This window comes from Massilia sp. P2_C2 (assembly GCF_056404615.1).
This window is the reverse complement of record NZ_JBFUDR010000051.1, coordinates 1-20,615: the sequence shown is the minus strand read 5'-3', so window position 1 is coordinate 20,615 and position 20,615 is coordinate 1. Positions and strand designations below refer to the sequence as shown.

Sequence of the window (20,615 nt, the reverse complement as noted above, 5' to 3'; positions counted from 1 at the left end):
GAATTATTTTTCTGACCAGATGAATTCCGCTCATGCCGACTTCGATTCTCGACCTGCGCCACCTGCGCACCCTTCTGGCCCTGCTTGAGGCGGGCAGCGTCTCGCGCGCGGCCGCGCTGCAGAACGTGACCCAGTCCGCGCTGTCGCACCAGCTCAAGGCGCTGGAAGAGTTCTATGGGTTGACGCTGTTCGAACGCAAGTCGGCGCCGGTGGCGTTCACGCCCGCGGGGCGCCGGCTGCTGGAACTGGCCGAGACCGTGATCCCGGCCGTGGAAAAGGCCGAGCGCGACATCGTCCGCATGACGGGCCACGGCGCCGGCAAGCTGCGCATCGCCGTCGAATGCCATACGTGCTTCGACTGGCTGATGCCGTCGATGGACGGGCTGCGCCTGCGCTGGCCCGAGGTCGAGCAGGACATCGTGTCGGGCTTCCAGTCCGATCCCGTCGGCCTGCTGCACCAGGACCGGGCCGACGTGGCGATCGTCTCGGAAGTCGATCCGGACGAGCGCGACGTCGCGGTGCATCCGCTGTTCGCATTCGACATCGTCGCCATCCTCCCGCTGGCTCACCCGCTATTGGAGCGCCCGTATCTCGAGGCGGACGACTTCGCAGGGCAGACGCTGATTACCTACCCGGTGCCGGACGAGATGCTGGACCTCGTCCGGCAGGTGCTGCGCCCGGCCGGCGTGGAGCCGCCGCGCCGCACGACGGAGCTGACGGTGGCGATGCTGCAGCTGGTGGCGAGCGGTCGTGGTTTCGCCGCGTTGCCGTTGTGGGCCGTGCAGACCTATCTGCAGCGGGGTTATGTGGCGCAGCAGCGCATCGGGGAACAAGGATTGACGGGCCGCCTGTACGCCGTCACCCGGCACGCAGGCACCGGCCGCGACGACGCCTACCTGGACGATTTCGTGCAAGTGATGCGCGAGACGTCGCTGCGGACCTTGCCGGGTATCCGGCTGTTGTGACCGCGTCGCATGACGATGGCCTGAAAGCGTGCGAACCACGGATATTCGGACTGTCGTTCCGCGACTTCATCCGTGCGCTACCCGAATCGCTTATAGTGACGGAGACAATAGCGGAGGCAGCATGCGTTACAGCCTGGCGTCGGCGGCCGGCAAAGGCCGGATCAACGAGGACGTCGTCGTCGTGTACGAACGGGACGGCTGGACCGACCTCGTCCTGATGGATGGCGCGACGCCGCTGACGCCGGACCGGTCCGTCACGGCCGGTGCCAGCGATCCCGCCTGGTTCGTGCGCCGCTTCGCCCAGGATTTCGGACGGGTGCTGCGGCTCGATGCGTGCCAGGCCGACCTCGTGCTGGAAGCGCTGGACGCCACGCGCGCCGCGTACCGGGCCCTCGGGGCCGGGATCGACGTGCCGCCCTATGCGTGGCCTGTCGCGACCCTCGGCTGGGTGCGCGTGCACGACCCGGAGGCCACGGGAACGCACACGCTCGACCTGTTCTGCCTGGGCGACAGCAAGGTCCTGCTGCGGGATCCGGACGGCGCCGTGCGCGACCTGGACCCGTTCGACAATCCGCAGGAAGCCGCGGTCCAGGCATCCGTCGCCGCGCTGGTGGCCGAGGGCGTCTCCGATCCGGCCGAGCGCTGGACGCGGCTGCTGCCGATGCTGCGCGCGCGCCGGCACGAACAGAACACGGCGGCGCGGCCGGTCGTGCTGTGCATGGACCCGCGCGGGCCGTTCGCCGCGCGCACGGCGACGGTGGCGGCGCCACCGGGCGCGCTGCTGCTGCTCCTCAGCGACGGGCTGTACCGCCTCGTCGATTCATACGGGCTGCACACGGATGCAAGCCTGCTCGCCGCCTGCCGCACCTGCGGGCTGGACGCGCTGCTGGACGAGTTGCGCGCCTTCGAGGCAGGCGGGATCGCTGCGGGACTGGCCGCCAAGCCGGCCGACGACGCCTCCGCGATCGCCTGGCGCTTCGCCTGAACACCGGATTCACGTTTTTGACACGCCCAGCAGAAAGGAGCAGCGAATGACCACACAGACGATCACTCCCGCAGCCCTGGCCCTGATCGAGCGCTACGTGACGGCCTATAATGCCTTCGACGTCGAGGGGATGCTCGCCACGCTGGCCGCCGACGTGCGTTTCGAAAACTGGTCCGGCGGCCAGCTCACGGCGGCCAGCGACGGCCGCGACGCGTTCCGCGTGCTGGCGGAACAGGCGAAGATGATGTTCGCCGAGCGCGAGCAGCGCGTCACGGCGCTGGCGCCGCGCGGCGATGCGCTCGTCGCGGCGATCGCCTGGCGCGCCCAGCTGGCCGTCGACCTGCCGGGCGGTCCCCCCGCCGGCACGCGGCTGGCGCTGCGCGGTGAATCCGAATACGTCGTCCGCGACGGTCGCCTGGCCCTCGTCGTCGATCGCAGCTGAGCCCGCCGCTGGCGGTGTGACATTCCGGGAGAATTGCGGACGTGCCGGCAGGGTACGATGCCATTCTTTTACTTTCAGGAATCGTCACATGATGCCGAAACACTTTTTAGCCGCCTTCCGCGGCGTCTTGGCCATGGCCGCCGCGGCGGCGCTGCTGGGCGGATGCGTGATCGCGACCGACAGCCACCCGCCCGCCGCCGCCGCGCCCCAGGCCCGGGGCGGCGCTTCGCACTGCGAACAGTCGGCGGATGGGCGCCAGGTCGCCTGCGGCGGCCAGGCCACGCTGTGCCAGCAGTCGGCGGACGGGCGTCGTGTCGCTTGCGGCGGTCTGGCCACGATGTGCCAGCAATCGTCGGACGGCCGTCGCGTTGCCTGCGGTGGTCAGGCCAATTACTGCCTCAAGTCATCAGACGGGAATGATGTGGCCTGCGGCGGGCAAGCCGCCTATTGCGAGAAATCCACGGACGGGTCCGCCGTCGTCTGCGGCGGCTGACGCCGGGCCGGGCGTGGAAAAAATCAGACGATTATTATGATTTTGAGAGCGGTTTGTTCTAGCTCATGGATTTGTGAAGCCAAGCGGTGTAATCTGATTTTTTAGCCCCGTTTTCCGGGGGCAGTGCATCGGATTACAGGAGCAACCATTCGTGTCGCAGGTTTCTCCAGGTTCATATTATTATTTGGTCGACTCATTCGCATGAAAGGACTTCCATGAACTACGACGCAGGATTCCGCGTATCCCGCCTGGCGGAACAGACGCAGCGCGCACGCCGCGTGCGCATCGGCGTGATGATCGTACTGTGCGCCCTGCCCATGGCGATGGCATTCGCCAAGCCCCTGGTCACGACTCTGGTACGTGTATCCGCGCTTTGACGTGCTTGAGGTTGGCGACGATCGTGAACGTCATGATGACCAGTAGCGACCACGCGCTCCACTTGCTCACGTGTACGGCCGACCAGGCGCCCAGCTGGTTCGGATAGCGCCACAGCCCCCAGAACGTCCCGAGGTTCTCCGCCAGCCAGATGAAGAACCCGGTCAGCACGAATCCCAGCAGCAGAGGCATGCGCCGCTCGCGGTCCAGCGGGCGGAAGCTGACCGTCGTGCGCGCATACAGCCCGAGCGCGACGGCCGCCAGATACCAGCGCGCGTCACCCAGCGCATGGTGCGTAAAGAAATTCACGTAGATCGCCCCGGCCACCAGCGCCGCCATCCAGTGCGGCGGATGATGGCGCACGCGCAGGTCGAGCAGGCGCCACGCCTGGATGATGTAGCTGCCCACGGCGGCATACATGAAGCCCGAGAACAGCGGCACGCCCGCCACCTTCGTGTAGGCAAAGTCCGGATAATTCCATGAGTGGATGCCGCTCGACGTCTTGAACGCCTCCAGCGCGAAACCGAGTGCGTGGAACAGGCAGATCGCCTTCAGTTCGTCGCGCGTTTCCAGTCCGCCGGCCAGCATCCCCGCCTGGATCGCCAATGCCGCCGCGAGCAACACGTCATAGCGCGGCACACCGAGCAGGCCGGCGCGCGGCACGATCACGACGCACGCGAAGAACAGGCCGGCGAACAGGCAGGCGCGCGCTTCCTTGATGCCGAACCACAGGAATTCCAGCGCCACGCGGCGCCAGCCTTCGAGGTTGCTGGGCGATGCCGCCACGCGGTGCGGGTCGGGTGAGGTCGGGGCGGACATGGCGCGCGTCAGTAGCAGTCCGTACCGTCCGTCGCGATGCAGATCGAGACGCTGCGCCTGCGCTCGACGTAGTCCGGACTCGCCTGGACGACGTTGTCCGGGCACCGGCCGGACGCACTGTTGCAGGCGGTGGCCGTCAGCTCGAAGATGTTCTTCGCCCGGTTCGACCCGTCCGGATTCTGGCCTTCGTTATAGGAACGCGCCGTGCAGGTGAGCGAGACCCGGAAGCCCGTGGCAGCGACGAAGTCGTCCAGTGTCGTGCCGTCCACCGTCCCGGGCGTGGCGGGGGACGTGAAACAGCCCGCGGTAACCGTCGCGCCCTTGAGCCGGTATAGCGCCCATTCGATGCCGCCCCGCGCCGCCTGGTTCGCGCGTGCGCCCATGACCTGCTGGTTGACGGTCGCCTGCGCCGTGGTGGACAGGCGCAGCGCGGCCAGCGCGAAACCGGCCAGCACGACGAGGAACACGACGGCTGCTATGTACGCGAAACCGGCCTGGCGGCGCGTCATGGCACGTTCTCCACGTGGGTACCCATCGTCACCGTGGCCGTCTCGCCGCCGTCGGTGAGGCCGAGGCGCATCTGCAGATAGCCGCTCTGCTGCGTGGCGCCTTCGTTCTCGCGGTAGGCGAAGGCACAATCGGTGACCCTGGCGACGAGCCGCGCGGTGCCGGTCGGGCAGGTCGTGGGCTGGGAAGCGCTGGGTGTGTAGCCGGTGACGCGCCAGACGATGCCGGCGCCCAGGTCGCAGGTGTAGGTCACGGCCCGCTCGCCGGACGGCACGACGACGAAGCGGCCGCCCTCGTAGCCGGCCGGGAAGCTCACCGGCGCCGCCAGCGTGACCAGGTGCGCGGCGACGGCGCGGTCGGCCGCCTGCGTGCTGTCGGCGATCGCCTGGATGACGCCCACGTTGGTACCGGCGTAGACGTCGTCGCGGTTCAGGTTGCCCACCACGATGTAGTCGTTGGGTTGTGCGMTGCGCTGCAGGCCGGTCGTGGCGAACGTCGTGAGGACGCCGAACCGGCTCGTCGGCACGCCACCGACGAGCGGCGCGTTGAACGTGCTGGCCTGGGCCGCCGGCGTCGTGTCGATATCGGTGCGGAACCGTCCGCCGTCCCTGGTCGGCACGAATTCGATGCACTGGTTGCTCGCGTCCTGCGTGAAGCGCAGGGAATTCGGCACCGCCGCGTGCACGTCCGCGACGACGCGGCGCAGCGCGGCGTCAAGCTGGCTCGTGAGGTTGGCGCGCTGGCGGACCGCGAGGTACGACTGCATCGCCGGCCGCACCTGCAGCACGAGAATGCCCGCGATCACGCCCACGACGACCATCACGACGATCAGTTCGACGAGGGTGAAGCCGTGCCGGCGCCGGTGCATCATGACGGGTTGGTCCTCCAGCCGGTCAGGACGATGGGCCGCGGCAGGCCCTCGTTGGTGGCGCTGCCGTTCACGCTGACGGTCACGACGATCTGCAGCGCGTCCGTGTCCGGGATGTTCGTCAGCGCCGTCGACGTCACCGTGACGAGGACCGTGTAGCGTTCCAGACCGGGAATCACGTTGCCCTCGACGTCCCGGATCCCCTGGATGCCCTGGCCGTAGCTATTGTAGTCGCGGACGTCGTCGAAATTCACGCGCGCGCCGCCCGCGCCCGCGCCGGTCGCCGGACCGGGGGCGTAGGGCTTGAGCAGGACTTCTTCCATCATGTTGTCGGCGATGGCCTGCATCTGCTGGATGATGACGGGATCGACGCTCGCGCGCGTCGTGCTCGCGTAGACGGCAACGACGCCCGCCAGCGCGACGCCCATGATGACGAGGGCGACGACCAGTTCGACCAGCGTGACGCCGGCGCTGCGCGTGTATCTACTCCACATAGCCGGTCGTCCCTTCCACGCGGATGGTGCGCACCGTGTTCGCCTGGCCGTTGACGGTGGCCGTGATCGCGATGCTGCCGTTGCCGACCGCCGTCGTGCCCGCGCTGCCGGCGGTGATGCGGCCGTCGGGCTGGAAGAACAGCACGGCGCCCAGCGGCGCGACGGGCACGATGGCGAGCGCGCTGTCCGTCGTCGCATACTCGTCGTCGGCGAGACCGGTGAGGGCCAGGCCGGCGTTGCCGCAGCCGTTCAGCCGCATCGTCACGCCCTGTGCGGCGATGCTTACGCAGACGAGGCGGCGGTGGCTCGTGGCGATGGCCTGGGCGCGGCGCAGGCCGCTGACGACCTGGTCGCCGAACACGGCGGCCTCCATGGTCTTGTCGCCCATCAGGCGCGGGATGCCGAGGGCGGCCAGCACGCCGATGAGGATCATCACGACGACCAGTTCGACCATCGTGAAGCCGCCTACGCGCGCCGGGCCGTTCACTGGACTACCTCGCGCACGTGGATCACGCGCTTCGTCTCCGGCGCGTAGACGCCGAACGTGGCCATGGCGGACGGGTCGGCGCCGGTCCTGTTGCACGACGGGTCGGTGCTGCGCAGGAAGGCCAGCGCGGCGCTGGTGCTGCCCTTCATGTTCGGCGTGGCCGCGTTGTAGTAGCACGACGTGGTGACGCCGTTCGGCGGCCCGAGGTTGATGGCGACCGGGATGCTGCCGCGCTGCCTGTTCGGTGGCGTGAGACTCAGCGTGGCCGCGCCGTTGGTGAAACCTGTCAACCCCACGTCGACATCATCGCCCAGCGTGGTGCCGGTCCAAACGGCGGCTTTGCCCGCGGCGATCTGCGTCGTCGTGTCCTCGCTGTTCCTGACCCACGTCTGGCCCGTGTAGTATTCGAGCGCGACCGGCAGGTTGAGCTTGCCGATGCCGCCGAAGCCGTTCGACAGGCGGATGCGGCCGCTGCGCACCAGCAGCGTGGCCTCGGCGGGCACGGTCCCGCCGGCCGGAATCGCCGCCGAACTGACCGGATACGCGATCCCCTGGCCGATCTCGGCGGCGCGCACGCGCATCCGCGTTTGCGCCGTCGGGCTGGCGGCGAATGTGTAGCTGCCGGTCCAGGTGGCGGTGCCGGCCGCGAAATCCGCCGCACGCACTTGCGCGGGCGCGGTGCTGCCGCTCACGGCGTACGCGGGTGAAAACGTGCCGGTCACGCCCAGCGCGGCGCCGGCGGGATCGAGTGCGCTGAAGGCCACGTCGCGCGCGAGCGTGCCTGCATAGCTCTGCGGCACGCCGTTCTGCACGGTGCGCGCCGTGACCTTGAGCTGGATGGCCGGTTCGCCCGAATAGTATTGCAACCACTGGGCGCCGGCCAGCGTGGCCTTGCGTTGCCAGTCGGGATCCGGCTCGACGGTGAAATACGCCGGGATGAACATGCCGGCCGCGCCTGTGCAGCCGCTCGGTGCGACGTTGGTCGAGCCTGCCGTGGGCACCTTGCCCGTGCCGAGATACGAATTGCTGTAGAGCGTGGCCTGCAGGTCGATGCTGCCGACATCCGACCATTCGACGCTGTTGAATGTGTAGACGCCGCCGCTGAGGACAGGGTTCGGGTCCTGGCTCAGCAGCGCGTTGGTGGCGGACGGCAGGCATGGAACGGCCCGCAGCAGCGGCTTTTCGGGCGCCGTTTCGCGGCCGAAGTTGCGGGTGGCCCCGTTGCCGGCGTTCAGCGCGGTGACCGCCACCGCGAAATCCGCGCCCGCCAGCAGCGGTGGGGTGCCGGGATTCAGGGCGACGTTGAACCGCGCCGGCACGAATGTCGAGGTGACGCTGGCCGGGCCCGGGCTGCCGCTGCCATTGTCCGTGATCGTCACCTGCACCTGGCCCGCGTCCGCATACAGCAGGGGCAGCGCGGCCTTGCCGTTGGCGTCGAAGCTCAGGGACATCGACGGGCTGTTGCCGCCGCACGTCGCGCTCGCCTGGTTCGTCGGGTTCAACGCGACGCCGTTCAGGCGCACGGGAACGTAACCGGTCGACGGATTGACGTAGGCGCAGGAAAAGCTTGCGGCGCGCGTCGTACCGTTGAACATCGGCACGCAGGCCTTGCTCGCGTCGTCGAAGCGCAGGGCGGCGATGGTCAACGTCTGCGCCGACTCCGACGTGTAGCCGGTGGCGGTGCCGAGGCTCATCGTGTACGCCGACCTGGCCACGTCCACCTGGCAGTTCGCGCCGGCGGCGCCGGCGCCGTTGAGGATGCAGGTGGTGGCGCCGGCTGTCGTCACGCCCGTCACGCCCAGCGTGTTGATGCCCGCCTGCGTGTAGTTGACGCTGGCCTGGGCGACGCCGCTGCCGCCGATGTCCACGGTCTGCCCGGTCGGCGTCAGCTTGACCGAGACGCCGGCGCCGTAGGTGCTCGTGCACGCCCCGTTGGCGCAGGCGGTGAGCGTCACCGTCGACGGTGCGCATACGCTGCCCGTCGGATCGTAGCCGATCATGATGTGGTCGAGCGGCACCTGGTTGCCCTGGCAGTGCGGGCCCGGGGCCGTGTTCACGTCGTAGCCGCTGTTGTTCTGGACGCAGTCGCACTGGCCGGACCGGGTGCCGCCCTTGCAATAGATGGTTTGCGTGACGCGGTCGTTCGTACCGAGCACGGCGCTGTTGACGGAAGCGTTGCCGTCGATGATGGCCTGGGCCGGATTCATCGTCAGGGTGCCGGTATCGACGTTGCCCGTGACGGTGGCATGCGTGTCCATTTCCACCGACACCTTGGCTGTGATGTTGCCGTAGACCGTCGAGTGCGTGGCGAGCGAGACGGTGCCACTCACGGCAACATTGCCAGTGAGGGTCAGGCCGGCCCCGTGGCCGAGGTTGGCGTCGCCGGCCTGGATGTCGGCCGTCAGTGTCTGTGCGTCGGCGGTGAAGGTCTTTTGCGCGATCAGCGTACCGTTCGTGACGACCAGGTCGTCCGGCTTGATGCCGCTGATATCCAGGTTGCCCGAACTGGCCAGGATGGCGCTGCCGCTCATCGTTAGGCCCTGGTTGTTACTGAACGTCACGTCGGACGCGACGTCGACCCGGTATTCGCTGGCGATGACCATGCCGTCCTTCGACCCCAGCGGCAAACTGGCGCACGTGTAGTTCTTGACCGTGAGGGTACAGCCCGTGATGCCCCTGCCGTCGAAGTTGTACGTCGTGCCGGCGGGCGCGGCGGACGCGGTGCCGCCTGCCGCGAATAGCATCAGGGCAAGCAGCGACAGGTAAAGACGGCGCATGAGCATGGCCGCCCGATTATATCTTGAGGGAACGCATATTTCGCTAAATCAAGAGCATGCGAGGGCAGGCCAGCCAGGCCGACATGGACATGCCCACGCCGGACAAGACCGAGACCCCCGCCGGCGACAAGACCATCCAGCGCGTGGAAGTGAAGGGCGCGGCCGGCGACTACGATCCGCGCCGCGACGACACGGCCAGCAAGACCGTGCTGAGCGCGGAAGAGATCCGCAAGTATGGCGACGACAATATCTTCGACGTGCTCAAGCGGGCACCCGGCGTGACCGTCACGGACAAATCGATCCGCATGCGCGGCCTGGGCAATGGCTATACGCAAATCCTCGTCAATGGCGACCGCCCGCCGCCGGGGTTTTCGCTGGACGCGCTGACACCGGACCAGATCGAGCGCATCGAGGTGATCCGTGCGGCCAGCGCCGAGTATTCGATGCAGGCCATCGCCGGCACCATCAACATCGTGCTGCGCAAGGTCGTCGCCAGACCGCAGCACGACCTGCGCCTGAATGCGACCCGGTCGACCTTGCAGCGCGGCGGCACGGCGGGCGGCACGTGGGGCGAGAAGGTGGGCAACCTGTCGTACTTCGTGAACGGGTCGCTGTTCGCCGGTCACAACGAATTTCATTCGAGGGGATCGGACCAGCTTACCCTGCCGGACGGTACGGTTGGCCAGGCGCGGGTGTCGAACTACAACGGCGGCGGTGCCTACCGCGGCGGCGTCGTGTTCCCCCGGCTGAACTGGAAGATCGACGAGTGCAACGAGCTGAATCTGTCGGCCGGCCTGCAGGCCAGCAGCCACGCGTGGTCCGGCCGGTCGCGCAATACCAACCTGGTCGGGTCGTTCGGCGACCCGGACTGGATCGACATGCCGGGCCGGACGTCCGGCCAACAGTGGATGATGCGCGGCGAGGCCGGCTGGATCGCGAAGATCGCCGGCGGCAGGCTGGAATTGAACCTGGCGGCCGAGCGCAGCCGCGACGACAACGACAACGCGATGGAATATTTTTCGGCCGGTCAGGCGCACCGCCTCGCGCGCGACTGGGACACGGTGTTGCGGCCGCGCCGCACGTCGTTGCGCGCCAAGTTCGCGCGCGGACTGTTCGACGGCCACTCGCTCGTGACGGGCGTCGACGCCAGCCGCCAGAAGAACGAGGACACCCGCGACCGCCGCGACCAGCGGGACGATGCGCCCGAAACGCACGTCGTCGAGGCATTCGAGCCGGAGGTCACGCGCCTCGCCGCCTTCGTCCAGGACGAGTGGAGCATCGCCAGACAGTGGTCCGTCTACCTCGGCGGGCGCTGGGAGGGCGTGCGTACGGACAGCGCGTCCAGCACGCAGGCGCAAACGACGTCGCGCAGCCACGTGCTGAGTCCCGTGGCGCAGACGCTGTACAAATTCCCCGGCACGAGCGGGCGCCAGGTGCGCCTTGCGTTCACGCGCACGTACAAGGCACCGACCGTGGACCAGCTGACGGCGCGGCGTTTCCTGTCGGCGCTGAACACGCGCTTCAGCCCCGATTCCAGCGGCAATCCCGGCCTGAAGCCGGAGTTGGCGAACGGCGTCGACGTCGCCTTCGAGCAGTTCTGGCCGGACGGCGGGATGGTGTCCGTGAGCGGCACGCAGCGGATGATCAGCGACACCATCCGCACGCGCCTCGACCAGGATCCGGACGGCCGCTGGATCTATCGTCCGCTGAACGACGGCGACGCCCGCGTCCACTCGCTGGAGGCCGAGGTCAAGCTGCCGTTGCGCATGCTGAGCGCGGCTGCGACCGGCTTCGACGTGCGCGCGAGCGTGACGCGCAACTGGTCGGAGGTATCGACCGTCCCGGGACCGGACAACCGGCTCGATGCGCAGACGCCGCTGTCGGCCAATCTCGGTCTGGATTACCGCCGGGAGCGCCTGAGTTTCGGCGCGAGCATGGCGTACCAGCAAGGCGGTTGGGTGCGCGTGTCCGAGGCCCAGACCCGCCACCAGCAGACGCGGCGCGACGTCGACGCGTACGCCGCGTGGAAGCTCGACGCGCACCTGCAACTGCGCTTTACGCTGAACAATCTCCTCGGCATCGACACAGCGTCCGAGAGCTTCTACGAGGATGCCGGCGGCCTGTCGCACCAGTCGAGCTGGCAGCAGGGCGCGACGCGCGTCGGCTTTAATGTCGAGCTGAAAATGTGAACAGGAAATAGATGTTCCTGCCGTTACGGTTTGGAACAAATTCGATACGTTCAGATGCCATGCGGCGTTTAGGATGACCGCATGAATTTCACATTTTCGTCATCCGAACACGGGACCTGCTTTGTGAAGCTGTGGGCGACGGGCCGGTATGGCTTTTCCCTGCCGAAGAAGGTCGAGATCACCACGGCTGCGGGCGCGACCTGTTCGTTCCTCTACTTCAACAAGCAGCTCAGCCTGAAGGCGGAGCCCGCGAACCGCGAGATCGTCCGCATCGCGATCGGGGCCTTCCTCGCCGGAGAGTCGCTCGATGGCAACATTGCGGAGATCGATCCCGAAATGCCGGCCTACGAAGGCAAGATTACGCCGGTGCGCCTGGACGCGCCGCGTCCGCCCATGCGTGTGCGGCCGGGAAAGCCGCATGCCCGCGCGCGGTCGGATACCGCGTGCGGATCGGAAAGTTAAACCACAGCAGCGCTGAGCGGCTCGGGCCGCCGCGCAAGCAGATGGGACAGCTGTTGAAGACTTGCCCGTAGGCGCCCACGGTCCTTGATGCTACCCAAAGAGATCCGGATAGCATTCGCGGATCGACTGCCGGTTGCGAATGCCTCCGCCGGCGTGACTGCGATGCCCTCGCTGTCGGCTGCACGCGCAAACTGCGAGGGGTTCCAATACGCCGGCAGTTCGAGCCATACATGCAGGCCGTCTCCGGCACCGCTATAGCGCCCCGCCAGAATATCCCGGGCCATCCGATGGCGCAGGCGCGCCTCGTCGCGTACGCCTGCCATCAATCGGTCAGCCGAACCGTCGAGGATCCACTGCGTGGCCAGTGCGGCCGTCAGCGGAGCAACCATCAGCGCGAATGATCTGAGTGCGACCAGGAATCGTTCGCGTTCGTCCGGGTCGCGTACGAGCACGAAGGCGACACGCAAGCCGGGCGTCAGGCATTTCGACAGGGTCGAGATGTAGACCACCTGTTCCGGGGCGAACGTGGCAACAGGTGGTGGCGGGGCATCGGCAAGAAGCCAGTAGGGATCGTCCTCGACGATGCGAACATCGCAGCGCTGCGCGATGCCGGCGAGCTCCTTGCGCCGGCGTTCCGGCATGGTGATGGCGGTCGGATTCTGTAATGTCGGATTGAGGTAGACCAGCCGGGGCTTGTGCCGGCGGCACGCTTCCTCGAGCATCTCGGGCACCATCCCGTGCTTGTCCGCTTCCACCGCAATGACGTGCCGGCCGAATTGGGCCGCAGCGGTACGCAAGCCGGGATAGGTCGTGGGCTCTGCGAGGATAACCTCCCCAGGCGCCGTCAGCGCAAGGATCAATGCGGCGATTGCCGCCTGTGCACCCGGACAGACAACGACCTGTCGAGAATCCAGCTGCCCGAACATCGGTGCTAGCCATCTGGCGCCTGCCTTGCGGTCGGAGTCGCTTCCTCCGCCCAGGTGGTAAGTCATCAGCAATCCATTATCTGTCCCCATCAGGACTTGAGACAAACCCTGTTTCAACATGTCGTCGAAGTCCACGCCATCCGGTGGTGGCGGAGTATTCATGCTCAGGTCGAGGATAGCGGTCAATTCGACTTTCGGCGCCGCGATATACGTGCCGCGCGCGCCACGGCCTTCCAGCAGGTTGCGGCGTCTGGCTTCGTCGTAGGCGCGCGTGATCGTCGTCAGATCGACGCCCAGCTGGGCAGCCAACTGGCGCTGCGGAGGCAGGCGGTCACCCGGTTTCAGCGCGCCGTCTGCCACCGCCGCCTGCAACGCATCCGCGATCTGCAAAAAACGTGGCCCGCCGTGGGGCGTCAATCGCGGCAACCAGATGGGCAGATTCTCATCTTGTAGGGTTTTCAACTGGGACAATTTGTCTCGATGTATGGAAATTGCTTTTTAGTAGTATGCCTCAGAACGTGTAGCAAGCGTTTCGAGGTCGTGCTCCTCACGACAGATTGCGTCAAGTAATAACCTGGAAATTCTCAAGTTAATGGATTGGATCCCTACAGTCTTCGTTACGTTCAAGGCGCTCGTGTTAGGCACGGGCATGTTCTTCGCCATCAAGTGGCATTACGATCAAGGGAAAAAGGGGAGAGCGAGCGAGACACGCGCGGTGCTGCGCGCGGGTGGCAAGGTGGCCGCGGTCTTCATGCTATCGCTGCTGGGCCTGGGGCTCGTCACCTTCGTCCTTGTCAGGATGCTTGGTCTGGATATGACCTTCCCGTGATCGAGGCATAAGCCAGGGAGGCGTACAATGGGCGGCCGGGCCCTGTCACAAATTGCATCCCTCATCCGTCTAATGGACATGGATACCGCGACCGTCACCTCTCCCGCCGCCGGCCTTGCGCCGATCGAACCATTTCTGCGCCTGCGTCCGCGCCTGTTCGGCATCGCCTACCGCATGCTCGGCATCCGTGCCGACGCCGAGGACATCGTCCAGGAAGCCTGGCTGCGCTGGCAGAACGTCGGCAGCGACGATGCGCGCAACCCCGAGGCGTGGCTCGTCACCATCGTCACCCGGCTGGCGATCGACCGGTTGCGCGGCGCGCAGGCGGAGCGCGAGCACTACGTGGGGCCCTGGCTCCCGGAACCGCTGGTCGAAGACATGGTGGCGTCGCCGGAAGCTGCCTGGGAAGCGGCCGACGACATTTCGACGGCCTTCCTGCTGATGCTCGAGCGGCTGGCGCCGGAAGAACGCGCCGTGTTCCTGCTGCACCAAGTCTTTGATTTCGATCATGCCGAGGTGGCGGCGATCGTCGGCAAGACGGAAGCGGCGTGTCGCAAGACGCTGCAACGTGCGCGCGAGCGCGTACGCGCGGAACGGCCCCGGTTCGCCGTCAACCGCGAACTGCATCTGGAATTGCTGGGACGTTTCATGCAGGCGTCGCGCTCGGGCGATCCGGCCCAGGTGCAGGCGCTGCTGGCGGCCGATGCCACGTTTGCGGGCGACGGCGGCGGCAAGGTCAAGGCGACGGTCCGGTGCGTGGTCGGCGCCGATCGCGTCGGTCGCCTCGTCGTCGGCATCGAGCGCAAGTGGATGGGGGCCGACACGCGCCACGACATTATCACGGTCAACGGCACGCCTGGCTTGCTGACCTGGCGCAATGGCGTGCCTGATGCTATCACCTCGTTCCATGTCGAGGATGGCCGGATCGTGGCTATCTATGTCGTGCGTAATCCCGACAAACTGGGCGGGCTGTCGCGCGTCGTCCGTTAAACTTTGCCCTTGCGCAACTGGTTGAGAGAAAGATGCCGCTGGTAGGCGGAATCCGATAAAAATATGCGCGGTCTCCATCCGTGCAACGCGCAAACGACGGTATGCTTGCGCCAGGTTTTACGCTATCAAAAGCTCAATCACCGAAGGCGCGCCACAATGGCTGGGGATTTTCCATTGTACAAGAATAACGCGTTGTTCTTGTCGCACAGCTTTTTTATCAAGGATAACCATGCCGAGCTGTTGCTGCACGCCCATAAGTACGACTTCGACATCCGTTTCTTTCATGAGGTAAGCGAATTCGTCGCCGCGGTCGGGGCGGCCGGCAACGACAGCCTGTTCGTGATCGACCTGGACGCGTTGTACAACATGCAGTCCGATATGCTTGACCGGCGCAAGACGTTGTTGCTGGGCGAACTGCTGCAACGCCTGCCGGCAGGGCAGCGCTATGTTTACCTGCAGAGCGAGCGCCAGGGCAGCCGTTTCATGCTGCAACAGCGCCTCGTCGACAGCCACTGCCTCGCGTATGCGGAAAAGCCGATCGCCAACGACGTCCTCGTCGACAAGCTGTTCAACCTGTTCGTGCAGCAAAAGCGCGGCGACCTCGTGCGCGTAGCCATGCTGGGCGTGGCGCCGGCCTGGGACGAGGCTGCGCTGCTGGACCGGCGCGTGGAACTCATCCACCACGCCGACCCGCACACGCTGCACCTGCGTGTGAAGGAGTTGCAACCCGATATCGTCCTGATGACCGATGCGGAATACGAGCGCACGGAATCCGTCGTCCGCGTGTTGAAGCGCAACATCGAAGCGGATCCCGTCCGTGAGATCTTCCTGCTGCAACGTCGCGCCGATCCCGCGCAGGCCCGGCGTGCGCTCGACAGCGGATTCGACGCGCTGCTCATGATGGACGACCCGGAACTGCTGGCGCGCCAGCTCATCAACCGCGCCGACAAGATCCGCATCAACCGCGACCTCATCGGCAACGACCGCGCGACGGGCCTGCTGAACAAGATCGGGTTGCAGAAAAAGGCGCAGGCCCTGATCCGCCGCGCGGCCATGGAAAACACGCCGCTGTGCTTCGGCGTGATCGACATCGACAAGTTCAAGACGATCAACGATACGTGGGGACATTATTTTGGCGATATCGTCATCAAACGCCTGTCGCTTACGTTGTCGACGCGCATGGAAGAGGGCGATTTGCTGAGCCGCTTCGGCGGCGAGGAATTTGTCGTCGTCTTCCGCAATTGCACGCTGGAGGAAGGTTGGCGCCGCCTCGATGCGATGCGCCGCGCATTCGGCGCCATCGCTTTCGAAGTGAAACCCGGCGACCTGCGTCACTTCTCGTTCAGCGGCGGCCTGGCCGCCTATCCGGCCCATCGCAGCGAGAATGAATTATTCCTGCAGGCCGACACCATGCTGTACGCAGCGAAGGAAGGCGGACGGAACCAGATCCAGCCGATGTCGCTGGCCGTCACGCGCACGGGCTGACGCCGTCCGGGCCATGCCGGCCGCGCGTCCGCCGCGCAACACTCGTGCCTGACACTCGTCGTATTTCTTCGTGGGAATGATGCTGTCGCGTATCATACGCACTCCCGAAATCCAACGAAGCAGGAGTCAAGACCTTATGGCAGGCCAAGAAGTCACTTACGACGACGTTTCACGCGCAGCCGACAGTTTGCAGCAGGATGGCGAAGCGGTCACCATCGAAGCGGTGCAGGACTTCCTCGGCGAGGGTTCGCCGAACGCCATTTTCAAGCATCTGGCCGCATGGCGCGCTGCCAACGTCAAGTCGCCGGCCCCTCCCAAGGCCGAATTGCCGCAGGAATTGCTGGCCGGACTGGCGGACTGGGCACTCAAATTCGCGGAACAGGCCGGCGCGGGCGACCGCGAGGCGTTGGCGCGCAACGAAGCCGATATCGAGGCGCTGCGCGCGGCCGGCGAAGCCCTCGAAGGCGAACGCGACGCGTTACGCGACGAAGTGGCGAACGTGACGGCGGCGTCGGAGGAAGCCATCGCCGAACGCGACGAGACGATCGAACGCCTGAACGCGGAGCTGAAGAACGCGCGCCAGGTCGCCATGGACGCCCTCGTCAGCAAGGCGAAGGATCAACTGGCCATCGACGGCAAGGAACAGCAGCTGACGCAACTGCGCCAGGAACTGGAGCGCAAGATCGCGGACATGGCGGCCGAATCGGACGCGCGCCTGCGCGCCGAGATGGAACTGGTGGGCGCGACGACGGCGCGCGACAGCCTGGCGGGCGAGCTCGACGATTTGCGTGCGAAGCTCGACAAGTCGACGGCGGAGCGCAGCAAGTTGCGGGCTGAGTTGACCGAACTCAAATCCAAGAAATAATCAGATCCTGCGGCGGCTCTGGTGGGCTCGGGGAGCCCACCCTACGATGTCCGTAATGTCCGTAATGTTCGTATTGTTCGTTTTGCCGTAGGGTGGGTAGCCGTGCCCACCATGTGCCGCACCGGCCCCGACGAGCCTCGGTATCACGGCGCCACCGACGGCGCCCGCTTCAGGCAGCGCAAGGTGAACGTCGACCGCGTCCGCGTCACCCCCGGCAGCTTGTACAGCTTCTGGCGCAAAAAGCGCTCATACCCCTCCGTCCCCGACACGGCAACCTTGATCAGGTAGTCGTATTCCCCCGACAACAGATACGCCTCCATCACTTCCGGCAGGTCGGCCAGCGCGTCCGAGAACGCCGTGAAGATCTCGTCGTCGTGGCGGTTGACCGTCACCTCGATGATCACCGTGTCCGGCATCCCCAGCGCCCGCTGGTCCAGCATCGCCACATAGCCCGTGATATAGCCGGCTTCCTCGAGCGCCTTGACGCGGTGCCAGCACGGCGTCGGCGACAGGTGCACCGTTTCCGCCAGCTTCTGGTTGCTGATGCGCCCGTCGCGGCTCAGGGTGCGCAGGATCTGGCGGTCGGTCTCGTCCAGCTGGCCGTCTCTCATTGCAGTGCTTCCTTCATGGTTTTCGCATCGAGGAAGATATTTTATCTCGATCCAGCCGAGATCGTAGGCGATCCTTGCGAAAATCGCCGTGTGACCGCCATCGAACAGAAGCACATTCTGGGCGCGCTCCCTTAAGATTGCAGCTTGCTTATCCAGCTTTCTTGCGGCGCAGCATTCCCGACGCGGGCGTGCTCCGCGCCGCGCCGTCATTCGTCAGGAGTCCTCGTGTCAAATGCAGTGTCACGGGCGGGCGCCGGCTACCGAGGCGATCCCTTCGCAGCCGAACTGCCGCTCATGTTGATTACCCCCGCGCTGTTCGCGGCCAACCTCATCGTCGCCCGCTGGGCGCAGGGTGCGGGCATCCCGCCCGTATTCCTCGCGTTCGGCCGCTGGACACTCGCCTTCGCGATCCTGCTGCCGTCGTGCGGCCCGCGCATGTGGGCGCTGCGCCATACGCTGCGCGCCAAGTGGCGGCGCATCCTGCTGCTGGGCGGCCTGGGGATGGGCATGGCCGTCGCGCCRCAATACGTCGGTGCGCGTCATACCAGTGCCGCGAACGTCGGGATCATCCTGGCCGCCTGTCCCGCGCTCGTGACCCTGATCGAGACCGTCGTGTGGAAGGCGCCGCTGGCGCGCCGCCAGGCCGGCGGCCTGTTCCTTGCGATCCTCGGCGTGCTGGTCGTACTGGCCAAGGGCGACATCGCCGCGCTGGGCCAGCTGGAATTCGGCCGCGGCGACCTGTGGGTCGTGCTGGCCGCGTGCGGCTGGTCGCTCTACACGGTGCTCAACAAACGCCTGCCGCTGCCGCCGCTGCCGGCCACCGTCAAGCTGGCCGCGCTGATCGGCGGCGGCGCGCTCGTGCTGGCACCGTTCGCGGTGGCCGAAGCGGCGAGCGGCAATGTGGCCGATTTCGCCGACGGCCGCCTGTACGTCGCGCTGGCCTTCCTTGCCGTCGTGCCGAGTCTGGGCGCCTATTTCTTCTTCGACCGCCTCGTCGCGGCCGCCGGCCCGGCGCGCGCCAGCCTCACCGTGTACCTGATCCCGCTGTTCGCCACGCTGGCCGCCTGGCCGATGCTGAAAGAGCCGCCGCACTGGTATCACGCGGCCGGCTTCGGCATCATCCTCGCGGGCGTCGTCGGCGCCGGCATGCGGCGCCGGTGAGCGCACCGGAGCGTACGGTGCACACCGGTCCATGCACGAGTCGGACCTGGCCGCAGCGGTTGTGACACCGCGGCCGGTCGTCAGTGCCTGTGCCTGGCGACGTGCAACGTCGCGCGCGCCGCGTGGCCGCGTGCCCGCACGTCGGCCGCTGGCGGGGCCACCGCGAGCGCCAGGTCGGCGCTGAGCCGGTGCAGGGCCAGCACGTCGTCCAGCGCGGCCAGCACCTGGCGCCCCAGCGCATGGTCGCCCTGTTCGACGTCAGGCAGCACGTGATGCAGTGCGGACAGGACCACGGCATTCTCGGCGCGGTGCTCGTGGAGGTGGACGTAGCCCAGTGTCTCCATGATCAGTTCTTCGTGGCGGAACGTGGCCTCGACGGCGGCCACCAGCGCGGCGAAGCCGTGTGCGAGCGCATCGTCCGGTCCGGCCGCGAGCGCGGCGATCTGCCGGCACAGCATCTTGCGCCCGTGCCGCAGCGCGGTGCACAGGGCGCGCGGGCGGCTGGGGCTGGCGCGGGTGCTTGTCATGCCGATGTCCTCGTGATGGTGACGCCGGAATATCAGGATAGCAGAATATTCCTGGACTTTCGGTAGCACGTGAAACTCCCTGGCGTTTGATATCTCGCAACGTAGCCTCGTTGTGTTCGGTTAGTCTGGTTGACGGAATCCAAAACGAGAGCAAGCGATGAGCGCAGTACGAGTTTTACGAGAGCAGGGTGGTTGCTGATGGGGGCGCGTATCTTGTTGATCCAGGGCCACCCGGATTGCCATCGTCCGCACTTGTGCCACGCGCTGGGTGAGGCCTACGTGGAGGGCGCGCGGGCCGCCGGCCACGAGGTCGAGGTCGTCGAGCCGGCACGGATGAGTTTTCCACTGCTCACCAGCCCGGCGGACTGGTGGCATGGCTCGCCGCCGCCGCAACTCGTGGCCGTCCAGGAAGCGATGCAGCATGCGGACCACATCGTATTCGTTTATCCGCTGTGGATGGGCGACATGCCCGCGCTGCTGCGGGGCTTCCTGGAACAGATCACGCGTCCCGGCGTCGTCGTCGACGATCCCGGCCGGCTGTTCGGCAACGGCCGGCTGGCCGGGCGCAGCGCGCGGTTGATCGTCAGCATGAGCATGCCCGCGATCGTGTACCGGTGGGGCTATGGCGGTTCCGGCCTCACGACGATGCGCCGCATGGTCCTCGGCCGGGCCGGCATCCGCCCTGTGCGCACGACGCTGGTCGGGCGCACGCAAGCGTTGTCGCCGGAACGGGTCGCGGCGTGGAGCGATCACGTGCGCCGGCTGGGCGGATCGGCCGTGTGACCGGTGTGATCGGGCCGACGCAACCGTGCTGTCCTTGACGGCCATCCCGGGAAAAGGCAAAGTTTCGGCGGGGCAGTATTTTACAATGCTGCGTGCCGCCGACCCTTTTTCCATATCAGATGCCCCTCGTTTCCCAGCTTCCGTCGACGCCGCCTTCCGTCACCGCGCCGGCTCCGGCCGCATCCACCGTCGGCTTCGATGATGCCTACGCGCGTGCGCGCGACCTCGCCAACGGCGGCCGGCCGGAGCTTGCGCTGGCCGCCTACGACGCGCTGCTGGCGCGCACGCCGGGCAATGTCGACGTGCTGCTCGAGCGTGGCATCGTGCACGCCCGCCTGGCGCACTGGCAAGAGGCGGAGCGGGACCTGCGCGGGGCGGCGACCGCGGCGCCCACGTATGCCGACGTGTGGTCGGCGCTCGGCAACATGTATGTCTGGAGCGGCCGTCCGGAACAGGCCGTCGACGCCGATACGCGCCTGATCGCGCTGCAGCCGAACGATCCTGCGCACTACGTCGCCCGTGGCCGCGCCTTGCGCGCGCTGGGCCGCAGCGCGGAGGCCCGCGCGGACCTGGGC

The 20,615-nt window shown here is 66.8% G+C and carries 23 protein-coding genes; 14 read left to right on the top strand and 9 right to left on the bottom strand.

Annotation, left to right across the window (positions count from 1 at the left end; all coding sequences use genetic code 11):
* Positions 1-32: 32 nt before the first annotated feature.
* The 5 genes from AC1DYX_RS08850 to AC1DYX_RS08830 all read left to right on the top strand — a co-directional run bounded on the left by AC1DYX_RS08850 (position 33) and on the right by AC1DYX_RS08830 (position 3,262).
* Entirely contained in the window at positions 33-965 is a 933-nt protein-coding gene (locus AC1DYX_RS08850; protein ID WP_477258373.1) for a LysR family transcriptional regulator, read from the top strand.
* A gap of 121 nt (positions 966-1,086) precedes the next feature.
* Positions 1,087-1,950, top strand: coding sequence for a hypothetical protein (locus tag AC1DYX_RS08845; protein WP_477258371.1), 864 nt, complete (start codon positions 1,087-1,089; stop codon positions 1,948-1,950).
* A gap of 46 nt (positions 1,951-1,996) precedes the next feature.
* A complete protein-coding gene (locus tag AC1DYX_RS08840) occupies positions 1,997-2,392 on the top strand; it encodes a nuclear transport factor 2 family protein (protein WP_477258369.1) in 396 nt (131 codons plus the stop codon).
* Between the two features lie 88 nt (positions 2,393-2,480).
* On the top strand, positions 2,481-2,885 hold the full coding sequence (locus AC1DYX_RS08835) for a hypothetical protein (protein ID WP_477258367.1): 405 nt from the start codon (positions 2,481-2,483) through the stop codon (positions 2,883-2,885).
* 215 nt (positions 2,886-3,100) lie between these two features.
* Complete coding sequence (locus AC1DYX_RS08830) at positions 3,101-3,262, top strand: hypothetical protein (protein WP_477258365.1); 162 nt, start codon at positions 3,101-3,103, stop codon at positions 3,260-3,262.
* Here the strand turns inward: AC1DYX_RS08830 and AC1DYX_RS08825 are convergent.
* Genes AC1DYX_RS08825 through AC1DYX_RS08800 form a run of 6 tightly spaced genes read right to left on the bottom strand, consistent with a single transcriptional unit; the run spans position 3,231 to position 9,212 of the window.
* Entirely contained in the window at positions 3,231-4,079 is an 849-nt protein-coding gene (locus AC1DYX_RS08825; protein ID WP_477258363.1) for a DUF817 domain-containing protein, read from the bottom strand. The two genes, AC1DYX_RS08830 and AC1DYX_RS08825, sit on opposite strands and share 32 nt — an antisense overlap.
* 8 nt (positions 4,080-4,087) lie before the next feature.
* The gene (locus tag AC1DYX_RS08820; protein WP_477258361.1) at positions 4,088-4,588 is read right to left on the bottom strand and encodes an MSHA biogenesis protein MshP; all 501 of its coding nucleotides are present in this window, start codon (positions 4,586-4,588) and stop codon (positions 4,088-4,090) included.
* A complete protein-coding gene (locus AC1DYX_RS08815) occupies positions 4,585-5,457 on the bottom strand; it encodes a pilus assembly FimT family protein (protein ID WP_477258359.1) in 873 nt (290 codons plus the stop codon). The genes AC1DYX_RS08820 and AC1DYX_RS08815 overlap by 4 nt, the downstream gene beginning before the upstream one ends.
* Positions 5,454-5,948, bottom strand: a complete 495-nt coding sequence (locus AC1DYX_RS08810; protein WP_477258357.1) for a type IV pilus modification PilV family protein — start codon at positions 5,946-5,948, stop codon at positions 5,454-5,456. Before AC1DYX_RS08810 ends, AC1DYX_RS08815 begins: the two co-directional genes overlap by 4 nt.
* Complete coding sequence (locus tag AC1DYX_RS08805; protein WP_477258355.1) at positions 5,938-6,435, bottom strand: pilus assembly FimT family protein; 498 nt, start codon at positions 6,433-6,435, stop codon at positions 5,938-5,940. The genes AC1DYX_RS08810 and AC1DYX_RS08805 overlap by 11 nt, the downstream gene beginning before the upstream one ends.
* A complete protein-coding gene (locus tag AC1DYX_RS08800) occupies positions 6,432-9,212 on the bottom strand; it encodes a DUF6701 domain-containing protein (protein WP_477258353.1) in 2,781 nt (926 codons plus the stop codon). The genes AC1DYX_RS08805 and AC1DYX_RS08800 overlap by 4 nt, the downstream gene beginning before the upstream one ends.
* A 56-nt stretch (positions 9,213-9,268) precedes the next feature.
* Between AC1DYX_RS08800 and AC1DYX_RS08795 the strand changes: the two genes are divergently transcribed.
* Together AC1DYX_RS08795 and AC1DYX_RS08790 are read left to right on the top strand one after the other, a co-directional pair.
* Positions 9,269-11,401, top strand: a complete 2,133-nt coding sequence (locus AC1DYX_RS08795; protein ID WP_477258351.1) for a TonB-dependent receptor plug domain-containing protein — start codon at positions 9,269-9,271, stop codon at positions 11,399-11,401.
* An 81-nt stretch (positions 11,402-11,482) separates the two neighbouring features.
* The gene (locus tag AC1DYX_RS08790) at positions 11,483-11,863 is read left to right on the top strand and encodes a hypothetical protein (RefSeq protein WP_477258349.1); all 381 of its coding nucleotides are present in this window, start codon (positions 11,483-11,485) and stop codon (positions 11,861-11,863) included.
* Here the strand turns inward: AC1DYX_RS08790 and AC1DYX_RS08785 are convergent.
* Complete coding sequence (locus tag AC1DYX_RS08785) at positions 11,860-13,260, bottom strand: aminotransferase-like domain-containing protein (RefSeq protein WP_477258347.1); 1,401 nt, start codon at positions 13,258-13,260, stop codon at positions 11,860-11,862. The genes AC1DYX_RS08790 and AC1DYX_RS08785 overlap by 4 nt on opposite strands.
* A gap of 121 nt (positions 13,261-13,381) precedes the next feature.
* On the opposite strand from AC1DYX_RS08785, the gene AC1DYX_RS08780 reads away from it, so the two are divergent.
* The 4 genes from AC1DYX_RS08780 to AC1DYX_RS08765 all read left to right on the top strand — a co-directional run bounded on the left by AC1DYX_RS08780 (position 13,382) and on the right by AC1DYX_RS08765 (position 16,958).
* A complete protein-coding gene (locus tag AC1DYX_RS08780) occupies positions 13,382-13,618 on the top strand; it encodes a hypothetical protein (RefSeq protein ID WP_477258345.1) in 237 nt (78 codons plus the stop codon).
* Between the two features lie 78 nt (positions 13,619-13,696).
* A complete protein-coding gene (gene sigJ, locus AC1DYX_RS08775) occupies positions 13,697-14,608 on the top strand; it encodes an RNA polymerase sigma factor SigJ (RefSeq protein ID WP_477258343.1) in 912 nt (303 codons plus the stop codon).
* A 174-nt stretch (positions 14,609-14,782) separates the two neighbouring features.
* Complete coding sequence (locus AC1DYX_RS08770) at positions 14,783-16,093, top strand: GGDEF domain-containing protein (protein ID WP_477258341.1); 1,311 nt, start codon at positions 14,783-14,785, stop codon at positions 16,091-16,093.
* 136 nt (positions 16,094-16,229) lie between these two features.
* Entirely contained in the window at positions 16,230-16,958 is a 729-nt protein-coding gene (locus tag AC1DYX_RS08765) for a DNA-binding protein (RefSeq protein ID WP_477258339.1), read from the top strand.
* A gap of 143 nt (positions 16,959-17,101) precedes the next feature.
* Here AC1DYX_RS08765 and AC1DYX_RS08760 read toward each other — a convergent pair whose 3' ends face one another.
* A complete protein-coding gene (locus tag AC1DYX_RS08760) occupies positions 17,102-17,569 on the bottom strand; it encodes an Lrp/AsnC family transcriptional regulator (RefSeq protein WP_477258337.1) in 468 nt (155 codons plus the stop codon).
* Between the two features lie 294 nt (positions 17,570-17,863).
* Here AC1DYX_RS08760 and AC1DYX_RS08755 point away from each other — a divergent pair, with 294 nt between their 5' ends.
* Positions 17,864-18,730 carry a DMT family transporter gene (locus AC1DYX_RS08755; protein ID WP_477258335.1) on the top strand — a complete coding sequence of 289 codons (867 nt, stop codon included), beginning with the start codon at positions 17,864-17,866 and terminating at the stop codon, positions 18,728-18,730.
* Between the two features lie 80 nt (positions 18,731-18,810).
* Here the strand turns inward: AC1DYX_RS08755 and AC1DYX_RS08750 are convergent, their stop codons facing one another.
* Positions 18,811-19,257: a bacteriohemerythrin gene (locus AC1DYX_RS08750; RefSeq protein WP_477258333.1), complete on the bottom strand. Its 447-nt coding sequence runs from the start codon at positions 19,255-19,257 to the stop codon at positions 18,811-18,813.
* Positions 19,258-19,455: 198 nt separating this feature from the next.
* Between AC1DYX_RS08750 and AC1DYX_RS08745 the strand changes: the two genes are divergently transcribed.
* Both AC1DYX_RS08745 and AC1DYX_RS08740 read left to right on the top strand, forming a co-directional pair.
* Positions 19,456-20,040, top strand: coding sequence for an NAD(P)H-dependent oxidoreductase (locus AC1DYX_RS08745; protein WP_477258331.1), 585 nt, complete (start codon positions 19,456-19,458; stop codon positions 20,038-20,040).
* A gap of 119 nt (positions 20,041-20,159) precedes the next feature.
* Positions 20,160-20,615, top strand: a 456-nt coding sequence (locus tag AC1DYX_RS08740) for a tetratricopeptide repeat protein (RefSeq protein WP_477258329.1), incomplete at its 3' end; no start/stop codon positions are given.

Bases quoted from the DNA above. Each gene is read 5' to 3' on its own strand.
- AC1DYX_RS08795 (WP_477258351.1), top strand. From the start codon at position 9,269: ATGCGAGGGCAGGCCAGCCAGGCCGACATGGACATGCCCACGCCGGAC.
- AC1DYX_RS08840 (WP_477258369.1), top strand. From the start codon at position 1,997: ATGACCACACAGACGATCACTCCCGCAGCCCTGGCCCTGATCGAGCGC.
- AC1DYX_RS08750 (WP_477258333.1), bottom strand. From the start codon at position 19,257: ATGACAAGCACCCGCGCCAGCCCCAGCCGCCCGCGCGCCCTGTGCACC.
- AC1DYX_RS08850 (WP_477258373.1), top strand. From the start codon at position 33: ATGCCGACTTCGATTCTCGACCTGCGCCACCTGCGCACCCTTCTGGCC.
- AC1DYX_RS08845 (WP_477258371.1), top strand. From the start codon at position 1,087: ATGCGTTACAGCCTGGCGTCGGCGGCCGGCAAAGGCCGGATCAACGAG.
- AC1DYX_RS08825 (WP_477258363.1), bottom strand. From the start codon at position 4,079: ATGTCCGCCCCGACCTCACCCGACCCGCACCGCGTGGCGGCATCGCCC.
- AC1DYX_RS08810 (WP_477258357.1), bottom strand. From the start codon at position 5,948: ATGTGGAGTAGATACACGCGCAGCGCCGGCGTCACGCTGGTCGAACTG.
- AC1DYX_RS08780 (WP_477258345.1), top strand. From the start codon at position 13,382: ATGGATTGGATCCCTACAGTCTTCGTTACGTTCAAGGCGCTCGTGTTA.
- AC1DYX_RS08830 (WP_477258365.1), top strand. From the start codon at position 3,101: ATGAACTACGACGCAGGATTCCGCGTATCCCGCCTGGCGGAACAGACG.
- AC1DYX_RS08760 (WP_477258337.1), bottom strand. From the start codon at position 17,569: ATGAGAGACGGCCAGCTGGACGAGACCGACCGCCAGATCCTGCGCACC.
- AC1DYX_RS08820 (WP_477258361.1), bottom strand. From the start codon at position 4,588: ATGACGCGCCGCCAGGCCGGTTTCGCGTACATAGCAGCCGTCGTGTTC.
- AC1DYX_RS08765 (WP_477258339.1), top strand. From the start codon at position 16,230: ATGGCAGGCCAAGAAGTCACTTACGACGACGTTTCACGCGCAGCCGAC.
- sigJ (WP_477258343.1), top strand. From the start codon at position 13,697: ATGGATACCGCGACCGTCACCTCTCCCGCCGCCGGCCTTGCGCCGATC.
- AC1DYX_RS08800 (WP_477258353.1), bottom strand. From the start codon at position 9,212: ATGCGCCGTCTTTACCTGTCGCTGCTTGCCCTGATGCTATTCGCGGCA.
- AC1DYX_RS08745 (WP_477258331.1), top strand. From the start codon at position 19,456: ATGGGGGCGCGTATCTTGTTGATCCAGGGCCACCCGGATTGCCATCGT.
- AC1DYX_RS08790 (WP_477258349.1), top strand. From the start codon at position 11,483: ATGAATTTCACATTTTCGTCATCCGAACACGGGACCTGCTTTGTGAAG.
- AC1DYX_RS08835 (WP_477258367.1), top strand. From the start codon at position 2,481: ATGATGCCGAAACACTTTTTAGCCGCCTTCCGCGGCGTCTTGGCCATG.